The following is a 14,956-nucleotide window of genomic DNA, read 5'->3' as shown; positions in this document are numbered from 1 at the left end:
TCACACCAATTGACGGACAGCCAAACAAATTAGTCTTTTTGATCTTCTTTGTCTTGCTTTTCTTCTGAAGGTTCTTCAACATTTGAAGTATCTTCAGCTGTTGTTGTTGATTCGGTTGTTTCCGCTACGGGTTTTTGATCAACTCGCATAATTGCCATACGATCAAAAACCAAGTAGACACCGTCACAATCCAACGTAACCGTCTTATCCTCGTCATTGATTGAATCAATCACTCCGTGAAGGCGGCCAATTGTGACAACATTATCACCAACATTGAGTTGATTCATCATTTCTTGACGTTTTTGTTGTTGTTTACGTTGTGGTCTAATCATCATAAAGTACATTAATCCGAAAATTAAGATAAAAAATACAATTGTACTCATTCCAAAACCACCATTTGCAGCTGCTACTAACATTTTTTCACCTCGCTATTATTCCATAACAATACTGTACCAAAAATATTCACCGTAAACCAGTACTCTTAGAAATTCTTGCTATTTTCTTTCCCGTATCCATACTCTTCAAAGAAATTTTGTCGAAACTCTAATAGATTATCATCCATAATTGCTTGGCGAACATCCTTCATTAAATGAACCAAAAAGTAGACATTATGAATGCTAGTTAAGCGCAGTCCAAATGTTTCATCTGTTTTTATCAAGTGTCGTACGTAAGCCCTTGTATAGTTTCGACACGTATAACAGTTACAATTATCATCGATTGGCGTAAAGTCTCTTGCATATTTGGCATTTTTTACAACCAATCGTCCATGACTCGTCATACAAGTTCCGTTACGAGCAATACGTGTTGGTAAAACGCAATCAAACATATCTACTCCTCGGATCACCCCGTCAATTAATGAGTCTGGCGAGCCCACTCCCATTAAGTACCTAGGTTTGTTTTCCGGAATTAAAGGTGTTGTAAAATCGAGAACTCGATTCATTTCATCTTTAGATTCCCCAACTGAAAGTCCACCAATTGAATAACCTGGGAAATCCATGCTAACTAAATCTTTTGCGCTTTGCCTTCTTAAGTCTTCAAATCCCGCACCCTGAATAATACCAAAAAGTCCTTGTGTTTCCGGATTACGGTGCGCCTTTAGACCCCGTTCAGCCCACCTACTCGTTCTTTCAACTGAATGTTTAACATAATCATAACTTTCAAAATATGGTGGACACTCATCAAAACTCATCATGATATCTGGACCCAAATCATTTTCAATTTGGATTGCTTTTTCAGGTGATAAGAACATTTTAGCGCCATTAAGTTCGTTTCTAAAGTGAACTCCTTCTTCAGTAATATCCCTTAACTTCGCTAAAGAAAATACCTGAAACCCGCCTGAATCAGTTAAAATTCCCTTTTTCCAGTTCATAAACTGGTGTAATCCACCGGCTTCTTTTACAATTTCTTCGCCCGGTCTTACCCATAAATGGTACGTATTTGAAAGGATGATATCCGCACCTAGGTCTTCTAACTCTTCTGGAGACATTGCCTTAACCGTCGCCTGGGTCCCCACTGGCATAAAAATTGGGGTTGGAAAGGTTCCGTGAGGGGTTATAATTTCTCCCAAACGTGCTCCCGTGTGTTTGTCTTTTTTAATTAATCGATATTTAATTGCTGGTTCCAAATGTATTCTCCGTTCAGTTATTTAATAAACATCGCGTCTCCAAAACTAAAGAAGCGATATTTTTCTTTAATTGCGTGTTCGTAAGCATTTAAAATCGTTTCGCGGCCTGTAAAAGCAGCAACGAGCATTACTAACGTTGATTTAGGTAAGTGGAAATTAGTGATGAAGGCATCAACCACCTTCCATTCATAGCCCGGTTTAATAAAAATATCTGTCCAACCACTATCCGCCTTAATTTCGCCGTTAAACTTTGTACCGATGGTTTCAAGGGTTCGAATTGAGGTTGTCCCGGTGGCAATAATTCTCCCACCGTTGTTTCTAACCTCGTTTAATGTTTTAGCAGACTCTTCTGATAACCGATAAAATTCGCTATGCATTTTATGATCTTCAATATTATCCTCATCCACTGGACGGAAAGTACCCAATCCCACGTGCAACGTTAAATACACTAGTTTAATTCCCTTTTTTTCAACCTTTTCCAGCAACTCCTTGGTCCAATGTAAGCCAGCGGTAGGTGCAGCGGCTGATCCAGGTTCTTTTGAGTAAACTGTTTGATAACGTTCAGGGTCGTCCAACTTTTCCTTAATGTATGGAGGAAGTGGCATTTCACCAAGCTTTTCTAATACTTCCATAAAGATTCCATCGTAATCAAAAACAATCTCTCGTCCACCATGATCAAGTTCCTTAGTCACGGTAGCCGTTAGGGCACCATCTCCAAAAACAATCTTGGTGCCCGTTTTAGCGCGCTTAGCCGGTTTAACAAGTGTTTCCCAACGATCACCTTCGATATTATGTAACAACAATACCTCAAAGTGTCCACCAGTTTGGTCCTTGATCCCATAAATCCGAGCAGGCATTACCCGTGAATCGTTCATAACAACTGCATCACCAGGATTAAGTTGATCAATAATGTCATAAAAATGTTTGTCTTCCATTTTCCCGGTTTGATGATCCAAAACTAATAAGCGGGATTCATCCCGCTCTTTAATTGGGGTTTGAGCGATTAATTCATGCGGTAAATCGTAGTTAAAATCTTCGGTAGTTAATGTCATTGTGTTTCCTCACTTGTTTATATATTGTATTCCCAGGTGCTCATATGCTCGTTCTGTTACCATTCTACCTCTGGGAGTTCTTTTTAAGAAACCAATTTGTAATAAATATGGTTCATACATTTCCGAAATTGTATCTGGCTCTTCACCAATATTTGCGGCAATCGTCGATAGTCCGACTGGGCCACCACCATATAATTCAATCATCGTCCTCAAAACTTTTTGATCGGTTTGATCTAGTCCCTGATCATCCACTCGTAAAAGTTTTAATGATTTTTCGACAATTTTTTGATCAATTTTTGCATCATTTTCAACTTCTGCAAAGTCTCTAATCCTCTTTAATAATCGATTGGCAATTCTGGGTGTTCCCCTTGAACGGCTAGCAATTTCATGCGCACCCTCATTATCAATATGCGACTCAAAAATAGCTGCCGATCTGCAAACGATGTTAGATAAATCCGTGGTTGTGTAATAATTCATATGTTCCACTATGCCAAATCGATCTCTTAGAGGGGCTGATAAAAGCCCAGCCCTTGTTGTTGCTCCAATTAACGTAAAGGGTGGCAACGGAAAATGAATTGGATGCGCCGTTGGTCCTTGTCCAACTACAATATCGACAAAAAAGTCTTCCATTGCAGAGTACAACATTTCTTCTACAATTTTAGGTAAGCGATGGATTTCATCAATAAACAGAATGTCTCCTGGCTGTAATTCGTTTAATAAAGCAACTAAATCTCCCGGTTTTTCAATTGCGGGACCGCTAGTGGTCCGAATTTGAACTGCCATCTCATTTGAAATAACCATTGCTAAAGTGGTCTTACCTAGCCCGGGTGGCCCATATAGTAAGACGTGATCCAATGCTTCTTCTCTTCTTTTAGCCGCTTCAATATAAACGGCAAGCTCATGTTTAATCTGGTCTTGACCAATATATTGATTTAAGGTTTGAGGGCGCAAGGACTGTTCATTAGCTTGCTCATCTGAATCTTGAACTTTAGAAGAGGTAATACGTTCATCATCCATCCTTGTTTTCTATCCTTTCATCAATAATTTTAATCCCGCGCTAATATATTGATCGGTGGTTTTGCTAGCACCCTGTTCGAGCGCTTTGGTTAACTTTTTAACCTCACGTTCAGAATATCCCAGCGCAATCAGCGCTTCTAAAGCCTCGTCCAATGCACTATTTGAACTACCAGAAACTTGAAAAAGGGTTCCTTCTTCATCATTAGTTGCCACTTTACCCTTCAAATCTAAAATAATTTGTTGGGCTGCTTTAGGACCGATCTTAGGAAATTTCTTCAAATAATTAACGTCATTATTATTGATAGCGTTAATTAATCCGGTATGATCATCATTTGCTAAAATTGCCAATCCGCTTTTAGGACCGATTCCTTTAACCTTTAGAAGATTTAAAAATAATTCCTTATCCTCTTTTTTTTTGAAGCCATACAAGGTTAGATCGGTCTCTGAAACGGCTTGATAAACAAAAACTTTTTGTGATTCATTAATTTTGAAACTGTATGGATTAGCCACATTTACTAAAAATCCAACCCCATTTAAATCAACGACGATATAAGAAGGCGTAATATCGACGACTGTTCCATTCAAATATTCATACATTTAACGGACCTCTCTTTTCAAACGTTTGTTCGTATCTAATTTGATTGTATCACACATCTTCGTCCATCAAATGTGTTTGATGCGGATCTTGAATTCTCTTAAACATTTTTTGCATATCCGTTGTTGAAAAATGAACTAGCACAGGTCGACCATGAGGACAATTAAATGGATTTTGCGCTTTCGCTAAATCAGTTAAGAGCTGTTTTGCCTCACGCTCATCTAAATGATGATTTGCTTTAATCGCACGTTTACAACTCATCATAATTGCATTTGCCTCTCTAAACTTGGCCACGGTCATTGAATTATCATTTAAAACGTAATCAATCATTTCTTTAACCGTATCTTCTTCTTGACCCTTTTTGAACCACGTTGGATGATGACGAACAATAAAAGTATTTTTACCAAATTCTTCTAAATATAAACCACATGATTCTAACACTGCACTTTGTTCTTTAATTTTTAACGCATCCGTTGTTGAATAGTCCAAATAAATTGGTACAAGTAAGTCCTGTTGATCATCGCTTACCTCACCAATTTGAACGCGATAATATTCATAGTTAATTCGTTCTTGAGCTGCATGTTGATCAACAATGTATAATCCATCTTCTGCTTCCGCGAAAAGATAGGTTCCATGCATTTGGCCAATGAACGTTAACGTTGGAAAACGAACTGCATCATTTCCATTTTTTTCTGCTTCCGTACTCGTGACTTCTACGTTTTCAGCTTGTTTCGCATACTTAGCCTTAAATTCAGCAACCCTATCAGAATTCAAATCTTCTCGGCTACTAATTACAATTGGCGTAGGTTCGCTGGTTTGAATTGATCCATCAGCTTCTAGGATTTCATTTCTATCTTGGTTTTGTCCCTCATCGTTTTCTCGTATTTGTCCAAATGAACCTGAAATTGCCAAACGTGCCATGTCTAATTGCTCGCTAGTTCTAGAATCGATTTTTTTATGATTCAGATTATCAACCGCATCCGGAATCAGATTTTTATCAGCAAGTTCATCAAAGATTGTTTTTGAAATTAACTCTAATAATTCATTTTCTTCACTAATTCGGACTTCTTGTTTTGTTGGATGAACGTTAACATCAACTAGCACCGGATCGGTTTGGACGTTTAGCACCGCAACCGGATACCGTCCTACCATCAGTTTTGACCCATAACCTTCAATAATTGCTTTACTAATTTGGAAGTTTTTAATATACCGACCATTAACTAAAATTGTAATATAACTACGATTAGCACGAGTAAACTCCGGTAAGCTAACGTATCCATTGATTTTAAAATCAACATTTTCTCCGACAATCTTAACCATTTTCTGGGCATTACGAGCACCATAAATATTAGCCAGAACCTGCTGGATATTTCCATGGCCAGAAGTTCGCATCAGTTCACGACCATCATTTTGCAGAGAAAAAGCAATTTCAGGATAACTAAGCGCAATTCGATTCACAATGTCAGTAATTTTTGATAGTTCAGTTTGTAATGATTTTAAATATTTCAATCGGGCAGGCGTGTTGTAAAAAAGGTCGTTAACCGTAATATCGGTTCCGCGACGACTTTGTGCTTCACCAACAGCTTGCAGTTGTCCACCGTGGTAGTGAACACTTTTTCCAGGACCATTTCCATTGGCGGTAACCATTTTTACGTCAGCAATTGAGGCAATACTAGGTAGTGCCTCACCTCTAAATCCTAAAGTTCCAACTTTAAATAAGTCCGTTCTGGATGATATTTTACTTGTTGCGTGACGCTTAAAGGCTAATTCTACTTGTTGACCGTCAATCCCACTTCCATTATCAATAATCCGAATCGATTTTAAACCCGATTCCTGCAATAAAATATCAATTCTGTTCCCACCAGCATCGATTGCATTTTCTACTAGTTCTTTAACAACGGATGCCGGACGTTCCACAACTTCTCCAGCTGCAATCTGATCTGCTAATATTTCGCTTAATTCATGTATTTCTGCCAAGTTTTCCACCTCACTTGCGAAGTTTCTTTTGCCACTTATAAAGTTGATTCATAACTTCCATCGGTGTCATATCCATTAGATTTAATTGTGCTAGTTGACTCGCAACCTGTTCCTTTAAAGATGGTTCTTTTTCTGACTCAAATAATGCCATCTGTTCTTCAACACGTGGTTTAGCCACTTCTTCTAATTCTTCTGGGTCTTCATTTAAATCACTATTTTTATCTTGAGTGCTGGGTAAGGCGTCCGTAGAATTATCGTTCTTTTCGACTTCTTGGTCATCTTTTTCCAGCTCCTCTAAAATCACAGAAGCACGTTCCAAAAGATCTTGAGGCATTCCAGCCAATTTAGCAACGTGAATCCCATACGATTTATCCGCAGGACCTTGCTCCATTTTGTGTAAGAATACTAAATTGCCATCCTGTTCAACTGCCCCAACGTGAACATTTTTTAAATGGTCTAATGTTTGATCCAAATCCGTTAACTCATGATAATGCGTCGAAAATAAAGTTTTTGCATGCACATTTTGATGAATAAACTCAATAATTGACTGTGCCAGTGCCATTCCATCATAGGTTGCGGTACCTCGACCAATCTCGTCGAAGAGAATCAAACTATTACTGGTTCCATCCTTCAAGGCCCGATTTGCTTCCTGCATTTCCACCATGAATGTACTTTGCCCAGAAATCAAATCGTCGGCGGCCCCTATTCTGGTAAATATTTGATCAAAAATTGGTAACGTCGCAGAACTAGCTGCCACAAAACAACCCATTTGAGCCATAATGACCGTTAAAGCCAACTGACGCATGTACGTACTTTTCCCTGACATATTTGGTCCCGTGATCAGTAAAATATCGGTACTCGAATCCATATCAATATCATTTGGAACGTAGCTCTGATGCCCCATTACTTTCTCGACAACCGGATGGCGCCCATCCTTAATTTCAATCGAATGATTTTTGGTCATTGTCGGCTTAACAAACTGGTATTTTTCACTGACCACAGCAAAACTTTGTAAGACATCGATTTCAGCAACCTGTTTTGCCAAATTTTGCAAGCGTTCAATTTGCTCTTTGATTAATTCCCGAATTTCTTTAAAAAGTGCATATTCCAAATCCGTTGACTTTTGTTCAGCTTCAAGAATAATTTGCTCTTTATCTTTTAATTCTGGGGTAATAAATCGTTCTGCATTGGTTAGGGTTTGTTTTCTTTCATAACGGCCTTCAGGAATGCTATCTAAGTTAGCCCTAGTCACTTCAATATAATAACCAAAAACTTTATTATATCCAATTTTTAAATTTTTAATTTGTGTTTCTTCTCGCTCTTTGGCTTGTAAATCAGCAATCCACTTCTTCCCATTGCGCATGGCATCACGATATTCATCAAGTTTTGAATTATATCCATCTTTAATTACATCACCATCGGTAATTGAAATTGGCGCATCGTCGTTAATTGAATTTTCGATAAGATCGGCAATATCACCAACTGGATCAAGATGTTTTAATGCCTCATCAAATACTGGATGATCTAATTCACCAAGAATATGCCGTAATTTAGGTATTTGTCTTAACGACGTTTTTAGTTGAATTAAGTCGCGGCCATTTACATTTCCAAACGCAACACGTCCAGCCAACCTTTCTAAATCATAGACCTTAGTCAGTTCATCTTGTAAATTACTTCGCTCAAAAAAATTATCAACTAGAACCTGTACGCGCTCTTGACGGTCGGTAATCTCTTTTTTCCTTATTAACGGACGATCTAACCATTGTTTTAGAAGACGCCCGCCCATTGCCGTTTTAGTTTCGTCTAAAAGCCATAAAAGTGTTCCTTGTTTTTTTCCTGTTCGAATCAAACGTGTCAGTTCCAAATTATACTTAGAAGCATGGTCCATCCTTAAAAAGAATGAAGGCTCATACGCAACTGCTTTTTGGATATGTGCTAAATTACGTTTTTGAGTAACTTGTACATACATTAATAACTGTTTGACTACTTGAATCTCTGTTGGTATTTTCAAATCTTGAATTAAATAGCTGAGTTCCGAGGAGATCTCGATATCATTTTGCTGTGAGACTAAGATGTTTAGCTCTTCGAATTGTTTCTTAAAATTTTCGGCAAAATTTTGATTAGTTACAATTTCTTTAGTCTGTAGTCCCACAGCCTCATTAATTACGCTATCAAAATCGGTTAAAACGGCTACCTTAAGTTCACCAGTCGAAAGATCTGTATATGCAAACCCATATTTTTTGGCTTCTTCATCAAAACTAACTGCCGTCAAGTAATTATTTTCTTTGGCATCTTCTACGCCTTTATCCGTCGTAGTACCAGGCGTAACCAGCTGGATGACCTCGCGCTTTACCATTCCCTTAGCCGTTCTGGGATCTTCCATTTGTTCACAAATTGCTACCTTATAACCTTGATCAACCAAGATATCAATATAGTTTTGTGCAGCATGATGTGGGACACCGCACATTGGAATTGGGTCATCGGCATTTTTTGATCTGGCTGTTAAAGTTAGCTCTAAAAGCTGAGAACCCTTAATGGCATCTTCATAGAACAATTCATAAAAATCGCCAATTCGATAAAATAAAAAAGCATCTGGGTACTGGTTCTTTATTTCCATATATTGACGCATCATTGGCGTATCACTTGTTTTTTGAGGCATTATTTCTCCCTTTCAGCTTTTAATTTCTAATTACTTTTATCCGTTTCCTTCTTGAATTAACAAAGGATATTTTAACATAAACAAAAAAAGAGCGGACAAAATTGTCCAACCCCTTCTATTTGGCAAAATCAACTGCACGAACTTCACGGACAACGGTAACTTTAACTTTACCCGCATATTCAAGCTCTTGTTCAATAGCTTTTCGAATGTTATGTGTCAACATAACTGCTTTCAAATCGTTAATCTTGTTTGGTTTAACAATTACTCGAACTTCACGTCCCGCTTGAATTGCATAACTTTTTTTGACACCGTCAAATTGATTTGCAATCTTTTCTAATTTTTCTAAGCGATGAATGTAGTTCTGTAACGTATTACTTCTTGCTCCTGGACGGGCCGCGGAGATCGAATCCGCAGCGGCAACCAGTACAGAGATCACATACTGTGCTTCAACCTGATCTTGATGGGCTGCAATCGCATTTATCACAACTGCGCTTTCCTTATACTTTTTAGCCAAGTCCACTCCCATTTGAACATGTGACGCATCAGTTTCGTGTTCTACTGCTTTACCAATATCGTGTAATAATCCTGCGCGTTTTGCTACAGTAACATCTTCACCTAATTCAGCCGCCAAAATACCAGCTAAATTAGCAACCTCAATTGAATGGTTTAAAACATTTTGTCCATAACTCGTTCGATATTTTAGCTGGCCAATTAATTTAATCAGTTCCGGATTCATTGAATGAATTCCCAAATCGAAAACCGCCTGTTCCCCGGTCTTTCGAATATTGTCATCCAATTCTTTTTTAGCCTTTTCCACCATCTCTTCAATTCGAGCAGGATGAATCCGACCATCTTGAATTAGCTTTTCCAATGCAATTCGCGCAATTTCTCGGCGAATTGGATCAAAACTACTTAAAACCACGGCTTCAGGAGTATCATCGATAATCAGATCAACTCCTGTTACATTTTCGAAGTTACGAATATTGCGACCCTCTCGGCCAATGATACGTCCCTTCATGTCATCATTCGGCAATGAAACAACTGTAATTGTCGTTTCTGAAGCCATGTCTGCCGCACTTCGCTGAATTGCCTGGGCAATAACTTTTTTAGCAGTTTCATTAGCTTCGTTTTCGGCATCTTCAAGTCCTTCTTGAATGATTAATGCACGTTCTTTTTCAAGTTTTGCTTCGGTTTCGGAAATAATTAAGTCTTTGGCATCTTCTTGAGTTAGATTGGAAACTCGCTCAAGTTCTTGTTGTCGTTCTTCAACGAGTGATGATGCTTTTTGTTGTTGTTCATCAATCCGCTTTTGGTCTGCAGCAAGCTTTTGTTCCTTACGTTCTAAGCTACTTTCTCTTTTTTCAAAAGAGTTATCCTTACGATCAAGCGTATCTTCTCTTTGCAATAACCGATCTTCCTGCTTTTGAAGTTCCGCGCGACGCTCTTTTAACTCCTTTTCGACTTTCGCTCGATAGCGATGACTCTCGTCTTTTGCTTCGAGAAGCTTTTCTCTTCGATCAGTCTCTGCTTGCTTTCTAGCATTTTCAACAATTAGATCTGCTGAATTACTAGCATCAGCCCTTTGCTTTTCAATGAGCCGTTTGTGCACTAAGAATCCTGCACAATAGCCAACAACTATAGCGATGATTGCGAGGATAATATATATAAGTATCATCTTTACCTCCAAATCATCAAGTCCATAGTTATATCTCTTGAATGATGTTATTTGATTTTCACACTTATAATCATTTTAATATTTAGCCATAAGGGTGTCAATAAATCATTTATCGGTTGATGTGTAAATAACCGTTCTTACCTCTATAAAAGTCAGTTTCAACTTAGCTTAGCACCTTGTCCGCACTCGGCCAAATCGAAAAATCATGCGCATATATACTTTTGGGCAGCCCAGTTTGGCTTTCCTAAGCTTCATCCAAAACTTCTTTAAAAAGCAACAAGGCCATGACAAATAATTTTGTCACAGCCCTGATCTGCTTTCTTAGAGGCACACATAAAGAGGTATGGATTATTTCAAGTCGAGTTCTTCTTGATCTTTTTTAGCGCTATCCTTTTCGCTTGCTGGATCAGCTACCATTCCGTATGCTTCACGTACTTTTGCTAAAATTTCAGCTCGAACGTCTGGATGGTCGTCAATATACTTCTTAGCATTTTCACGTCCTTGACCAATCCGCTCATCCCCATAAGAATACCATGAGCCACTTTTACCAACTAAATCCTTTTCAACAGCCATATCAATCATCTCACCGGTTTGAGAAATTCCTTGCCCGTACATGATATCTACTTCAGCTTTTTTAAAAGGTGGAGCCACTTTATTCTTGACAACTTTGATTCGAACACGATTTCCGATCACGTCTGATCCATCCTTAATCTGTTCAGCCCGACGGACTTCTAAACGGATGGTCGAATAAAATTTTAGCGCTCTACCTCCCGGGGTGGTCTCCGGGTTACCAAACATAACTCCAACTTTTTCACGAATTTGATTAATAAACAATGCAATTGTTTTTGTCTTATTGATCGAGCCAGAAAGTTTCCGAAGAGCTTGGGACATCATTCGAGCTTGTAGTCCAACGTGCGCATCGCCCATTTCACCTTCAATTTCTGCACGGGGTACCAATGCCGCAACAGAGTCAATGACAACTAGGTCAATTGCCCCACTTGAGACTAAGGCATCCGCAATGGCTAACCCCTCTTCACCAGTATCTGGTTGTGAGAGTAGTAACGCATCAATATCAACACCAAGATTCGTTGCATAAGCTGGATCCATTGCATTTTCGGCATCAATATAGGCCGCAGTACCACCACGCTTTTGAACTTCCGCAACAGCATGTAAAGCAACCGTCGTTTTACCTGAACTTTCAGGTCCATATATTTCAACAATTCTTCCCTTAGGAAAGCCACCCACTCCAAGCGCATCATCAAGTGCTAGAGAACCACTGGGAATGGTTGAAATCTTAGTATCAACGGCATCCCCCATCCGCATGATTGAGCCCTTTCCAAAGTTTTTTTCAATTTTTTTAAGTGCTTTATTTAAAGCTTCTTGTCTTTCATCTGCCAATTAATTAATAACCTCCTAATGGGTTTCTATATAAATATAATACAGAGTTATTCAAAAAAAATCAATCAAAACGCGAACAAAAGTTCGAGCTATTTGATTTCGCTATTCCATATCATTCTAAAAGCATTTTGCACCGCTAAATGTCTAACTTTCTCTCGACTACCTTGAAAATTAAATTTTTGGGCGATTACTTTTCCATTCCGAAGCGCCAATCCTATCCAAACGGTTCCTGCCTCATGTCCTTCTAGGGAATCCGGACCTGCCACGCCCGTAAAACTGATTGCGATATCTGTCTTAAGCTTGTTTTTTGCACCACTGGCCATAGCTTTAGCAACTTCTGAGCTTACCACACCATAATTATTAAGTGTTTCTTTTTCCACACCCAAGAGAAGTCGTTTCACATCATTAGAGTACGTTACAAACCCTCCATTAAAGATTTGGGAAGCTCCTGGCGTATCTACCAAGGTGCTCTGGAATTTTCCCGCCGTTAGACTTTCAGCCGCTGTAATACTAATTTTTTTCTTGATTAATTCTTGTACCACAAAGTCAGTGAACGATACATGGTCGCCTTCCGCATAAAAATAATCTCCTACTCGCTCCATTATTTTTAGCTTCAACAGTTCTAATTGTTTCTCCGCCTCTTTTGAATTACTTGCTTTGGCAGTTAGTCTGATTGTGACATCAGTCGGCTTAAAGTATAGTGCAACCGTGGGATTGTCTTGATTTTGAACTATATCGTTAATACGAGTCGCCAAATCTGCCTCACCAATTCCTACAAAGTGAAGTGTTTTTGATTTGATTGTGCGTTCCAGTCCATAATGCTGACCCAACAGTGGCACGACATTTTTGTCAACCATCGCGTTGAATTCACTAGGCGGTCCCGGCAACACCATGTAATCCGTACCGTTTGTATGGAAGAAAAGTCCCACTGCCAATCCATTTGGATTTTCAATAACCTCGCTCCCCGCTAAAACCAAAGCTTGTCGTTTATTGTTATCGGTTAGTGGTCGATGCTGTTTTTTAAAATAATTTTCTATTTTCTTATAAGCATTTTGATCAAGATGAAGGCTTACATTTAGAAACTTGGATAACGTTTGCTTTGTTATATCATCCTCTGTTGGTCCTAATCCCCCAATCATAACCACTAAGTCACTTTGTTCACTAGGACTCTTTAGAGCCCGCAACATTGTGAATTCGTTATCTCCCACCGTCGTTTTATGGAAAACATTAATTCCTAATTTAGCAAACAGCTGTCCTAGATAGGCTGAATTGGTATCAGTAATTTCTCCTAATAGAAGTTCCGTACCGACCGAAATAATTTCTGCGTTCATTTTTCCTCCTCATTTCTAAGTACATAATAAATTAACTGTTTATCTTTTTACATTGACTAAAACAAAATAAAAAAAATCATTGCAAAACTTGTAAGTTTTGTAATGATCCTCCCTTTCTAAAATGAATCAGAAAAAATAGCCCGGTTCTTGTAAAAATAGTCAATTCCTGAATAAATTGTAAAAAATAAACAAACATATAGCAACACGTCTCCCAAGCCGAAATGAAGGAAGCTTGAAAAGATGTTATTCAACAGTAAGAAAATAATTGCAAACATCTGGGAAAATGTTTTAATTTTACCAGGCATTGCTGCCGCCAGAACTTCACCATCATTTTCGACAATAATTAGGCGAAGGCCACTAATTGCTAGCTCACGACAAACTATAATGGCAACTACCCAAGCCGGAGCCATTCGCATTTCTACCAAAATGACAAAAGCCGACATTACCAGCATTTTATCCGCAATTGGATCTGCAAATTTCCCAAAATTGGTGACGAGATGTTGCCGCCGAGCAATTTGACCATCTAAAAAATCAGTCAAAGAGGCTACCGCAAAAAATACGGCCCCCCATATTTTAGTGATTGCAATTGTGGTCCCCAGCCATACGACGCTTCCACCGACTTCTGGCATTACGGTTAAAATTATGAACACCGGAATCAAAATAATTCTAAAAATTGTTAACTTATTTGGTAAATTCATTTTAATCTTCCTTTCTTAGCTTACTTCAATTGTAATGTTTCTTACAATCGAGTTCGACTGTGACTTTGGTAACTTCTCGCCCCCAATTGTACCCTCAAAACCAGTAGAATTACCAATTTTAAGCGTATATGTGGAATCTTTTTGCAAACTGACACTTTTACTGTCGTTGGCTTTAATTACTCCTTGCCACGTTGTCGATTGAGTTGGCTTAAGAGCCGTAATTGAGTTCCACGACTGTTCATTCCCCGTTTTCATTAATAAGTCGACCTTTTGATCTCCCGAATTAAGCTTAACCTTTAAAGAATCCGCATTTTCATCAACTTTCGAAATGACCACATCTTTTTTGGATTCAGAACTTGAACTGGCCTTTTCTTCATTCTTAACGGATGACGTGCTATTTGTGCTACTTTTTGATTCCTTAACGGTGTTATTGGTTACCTTGATATTTTTAGGGACTTCAAAGGTTGACTTAGAACGACTTGCCATATCATTGAACGCTCCCCAAACCAGCAGCCAAACGACCAAAACTAATACGGATCCCATCACCCAGGGATGCTGCCGAATAAGGCCTTGAAGTACTGAACTTTTCTGTTGTTGCGCATCTCTTTGGCTTCGACTTGTAATTGTGGCGTGCTCTCTTCGCCATTCCTTGATACTATTCGGTTCGCTTTTTAATGACTGGGTTCCGACCTCAATCTCCAATAGATTAGCATACTGCTTTATTAAAGATTGCGTGTAATAGTCACCTGGTAGATCATCAGTTGCTCCCGCCTCTAACGCCATCAAATACCTTTTTGAAATTTGTAATTTTAATTGAACATCATCAAGCGTCCATCCTTTTTTAATTCGCGCGTCTTGAAGACGTTTACCAATTTCTTTGTATTTTTTTGTACTCATTAATATACCGCCCAACTTATTTCTAAATTCTAA

General features: G+C 38.6%; 12 protein-coding genes. All 12 read right to left on the bottom strand.

The features are described 5' to 3' along the window. Nucleotides 1-29: 29 nt before the first annotated feature. Nucleotides 30-416 (bottom strand): preprotein translocase subunit YajC, encoded by a 387-nt coding sequence (gene yajC / locus IV81_RS03980; protein ID WP_057802517.1) that lies wholly within the window; start codon nt 414-416, stop codon nt 30-32. A gap of 65 nt (nt 417-481) precedes the next feature. Further along, nucleotides 482-1,624, bottom strand: a complete 1,143-nt coding sequence (gene tgt / locus IV81_RS03975; RefSeq protein ID WP_057802516.1) for a tRNA guanosine(34) transglycosylase Tgt — start codon at nt 1,622-1,624, stop codon at nt 482-484. A 17-nt stretch (nt 1,625-1,641) separates the two neighbouring features. Beyond that, on the bottom strand, nt 1,642-2,676 hold the full coding sequence (gene queA / locus IV81_RS03970) for a tRNA preQ1(34) S-adenosylmethionine ribosyltransferase-isomerase QueA (protein ID WP_057802514.1): 1,035 nt from the start codon (nt 2,674-2,676) through the stop codon (nt 1,642-1,644). 9 nt (nt 2,677-2,685) lie between these two features. Continuing rightward, on the bottom strand, nt 2,686-3,693 hold the full coding sequence (gene ruvB / locus IV81_RS03965; RefSeq protein WP_057802512.1) for a Holliday junction branch migration DNA helicase RuvB: 1,008 nt from the start codon (nt 3,691-3,693) through the stop codon (nt 2,686-2,688). 9 nt (nt 3,694-3,702) lie between these two features. Next, nucleotides 3,703-4,290: a Holliday junction branch migration protein RuvA gene (gene ruvA, locus IV81_RS03960; protein ID WP_057802510.1), complete on the bottom strand. Its 588-nt coding sequence runs from the start codon at nt 4,288-4,290 to the stop codon at nt 3,703-3,705. A gap of 49 nt (nt 4,291-4,339) precedes the next feature. Next, entirely contained in the window at nt 4,340-6,265 is a 1,926-nt protein-coding gene (gene mutL / locus IV81_RS03955) for a DNA mismatch repair endonuclease MutL (RefSeq protein ID WP_057802508.1), read from the bottom strand. Nucleotides 6,266-6,275: 10 nt separating this feature from the next. Further along, on the bottom strand, nt 6,276-8,924 hold the full coding sequence (gene mutS, locus IV81_RS03950) for a DNA mismatch repair protein MutS (RefSeq protein ID WP_057802506.1): 2,649 nt from the start codon (nt 8,922-8,924) through the stop codon (nt 6,276-6,278). A 115-nt stretch (nt 8,925-9,039) separates the two neighbouring features. Continuing rightward, the gene (rny, locus tag IV81_RS03945; protein WP_057802505.1) at nt 9,040-10,599 is read right to left on the bottom strand and encodes a ribonuclease Y; all 1,560 of its coding nucleotides are present in this window, start codon (nt 10,597-10,599) and stop codon (nt 9,040-9,042) included. Nucleotides 10,600-10,947: 348 nt separating this feature from the next. Continuing rightward, nucleotides 10,948-11,997 (bottom strand): recombinase RecA, encoded by a 1,050-nt coding sequence (gene recA / locus IV81_RS03940; RefSeq protein ID WP_057802503.1) that lies wholly within the window; start codon nt 11,995-11,997, stop codon nt 10,948-10,950. 89 nt (nt 11,998-12,086) lie between these two features. Beyond that, nucleotides 12,087-13,328 (bottom strand): competence/damage-inducible protein A, encoded by a 1,242-nt coding sequence (locus tag IV81_RS03935; protein WP_057802501.1) that lies wholly within the window; start codon nt 13,326-13,328, stop codon nt 12,087-12,089. Nucleotides 13,329-13,444: 116 nt separating this feature from the next. After that, on the bottom strand, nt 13,445-14,026 hold the full coding sequence (pgsA, locus tag IV81_RS03930) for a CDP-diacylglycerol--glycerol-3-phosphate 3-phosphatidyltransferase (RefSeq protein WP_057802499.1): 582 nt from the start codon (nt 14,024-14,026) through the stop codon (nt 13,445-13,447). 15 nt (nt 14,027-14,041) lie between these two features. Beyond that, complete coding sequence (locus tag IV81_RS03925; RefSeq protein WP_057802497.1) at nt 14,042-14,923, bottom strand: helix-turn-helix domain-containing protein; 882 nt, start codon at nt 14,921-14,923, stop codon at nt 14,042-14,044. Nucleotides 14,924-14,956: the final 33 nt, after the last annotated feature.

The organism is Pediococcus stilesii, from assembly GCF_001437075.1.
GTDB classification, from domain to species: Bacteria; Bacillota; Bacilli; order Lactobacillales; family Lactobacillaceae; genus Pediococcus; species Pediococcus stilesii.
The sequence above is the reverse complement of the archived record's forward strand: the minus strand, read 5'-3'. Positions and strand labels throughout refer to the sequence as shown.

Coding starts and splice junctions, on each gene's coding strand:
- yajC (WP_057802517.1), bottom strand. CDS start 416: ATGTTAGTAGCAGCTGCAAATGGTGGTTTTGGAATGAGTACAATTGTA.
- queA (WP_057802514.1), bottom strand. CDS start 2,676: ATGACATTAACTACCGAAGATTTTAACTACGATTTACCGCATGAATTA.
- ruvB (WP_057802512.1), bottom strand. CDS start 3,693: ATGGATGATGAACGTATTACCTCTTCTAAAGTTCAAGATTCAGATGAG.
- ruvA (WP_057802510.1), bottom strand. CDS start 4,290: ATGTATGAATATTTGAATGGAACAGTCGTCGATATTACGCCTTCTTAT.
- mutS (WP_057802506.1), bottom strand. CDS start 8,924: ATGCCTCAAAAAACAAGTGATACGCCAATGATGCGTCAATATATGGAA.
- rny (WP_057802505.1), bottom strand. CDS start 10,599: ATGATACTTATATATATTATCCTCGCAATCATCGCTATAGTTGTTGGC.
- IV81_RS03935 (WP_057802501.1), bottom strand. CDS start 13,328: ATGAACGCAGAAATTATTTCGGTCGGTACGGAACTTCTATTAGGAGAA.
- pgsA (WP_057802499.1), bottom strand. CDS start 14,026: ATGAATTTACCAAATAAGTTAACAATTTTTAGAATTATTTTGATTCCG.
- IV81_RS03925 (WP_057802497.1), bottom strand. CDS start 14,923: ATGAGTACAAAAAAATACAAAGAAATTGGTAAACGTCTTCAAGACGCG.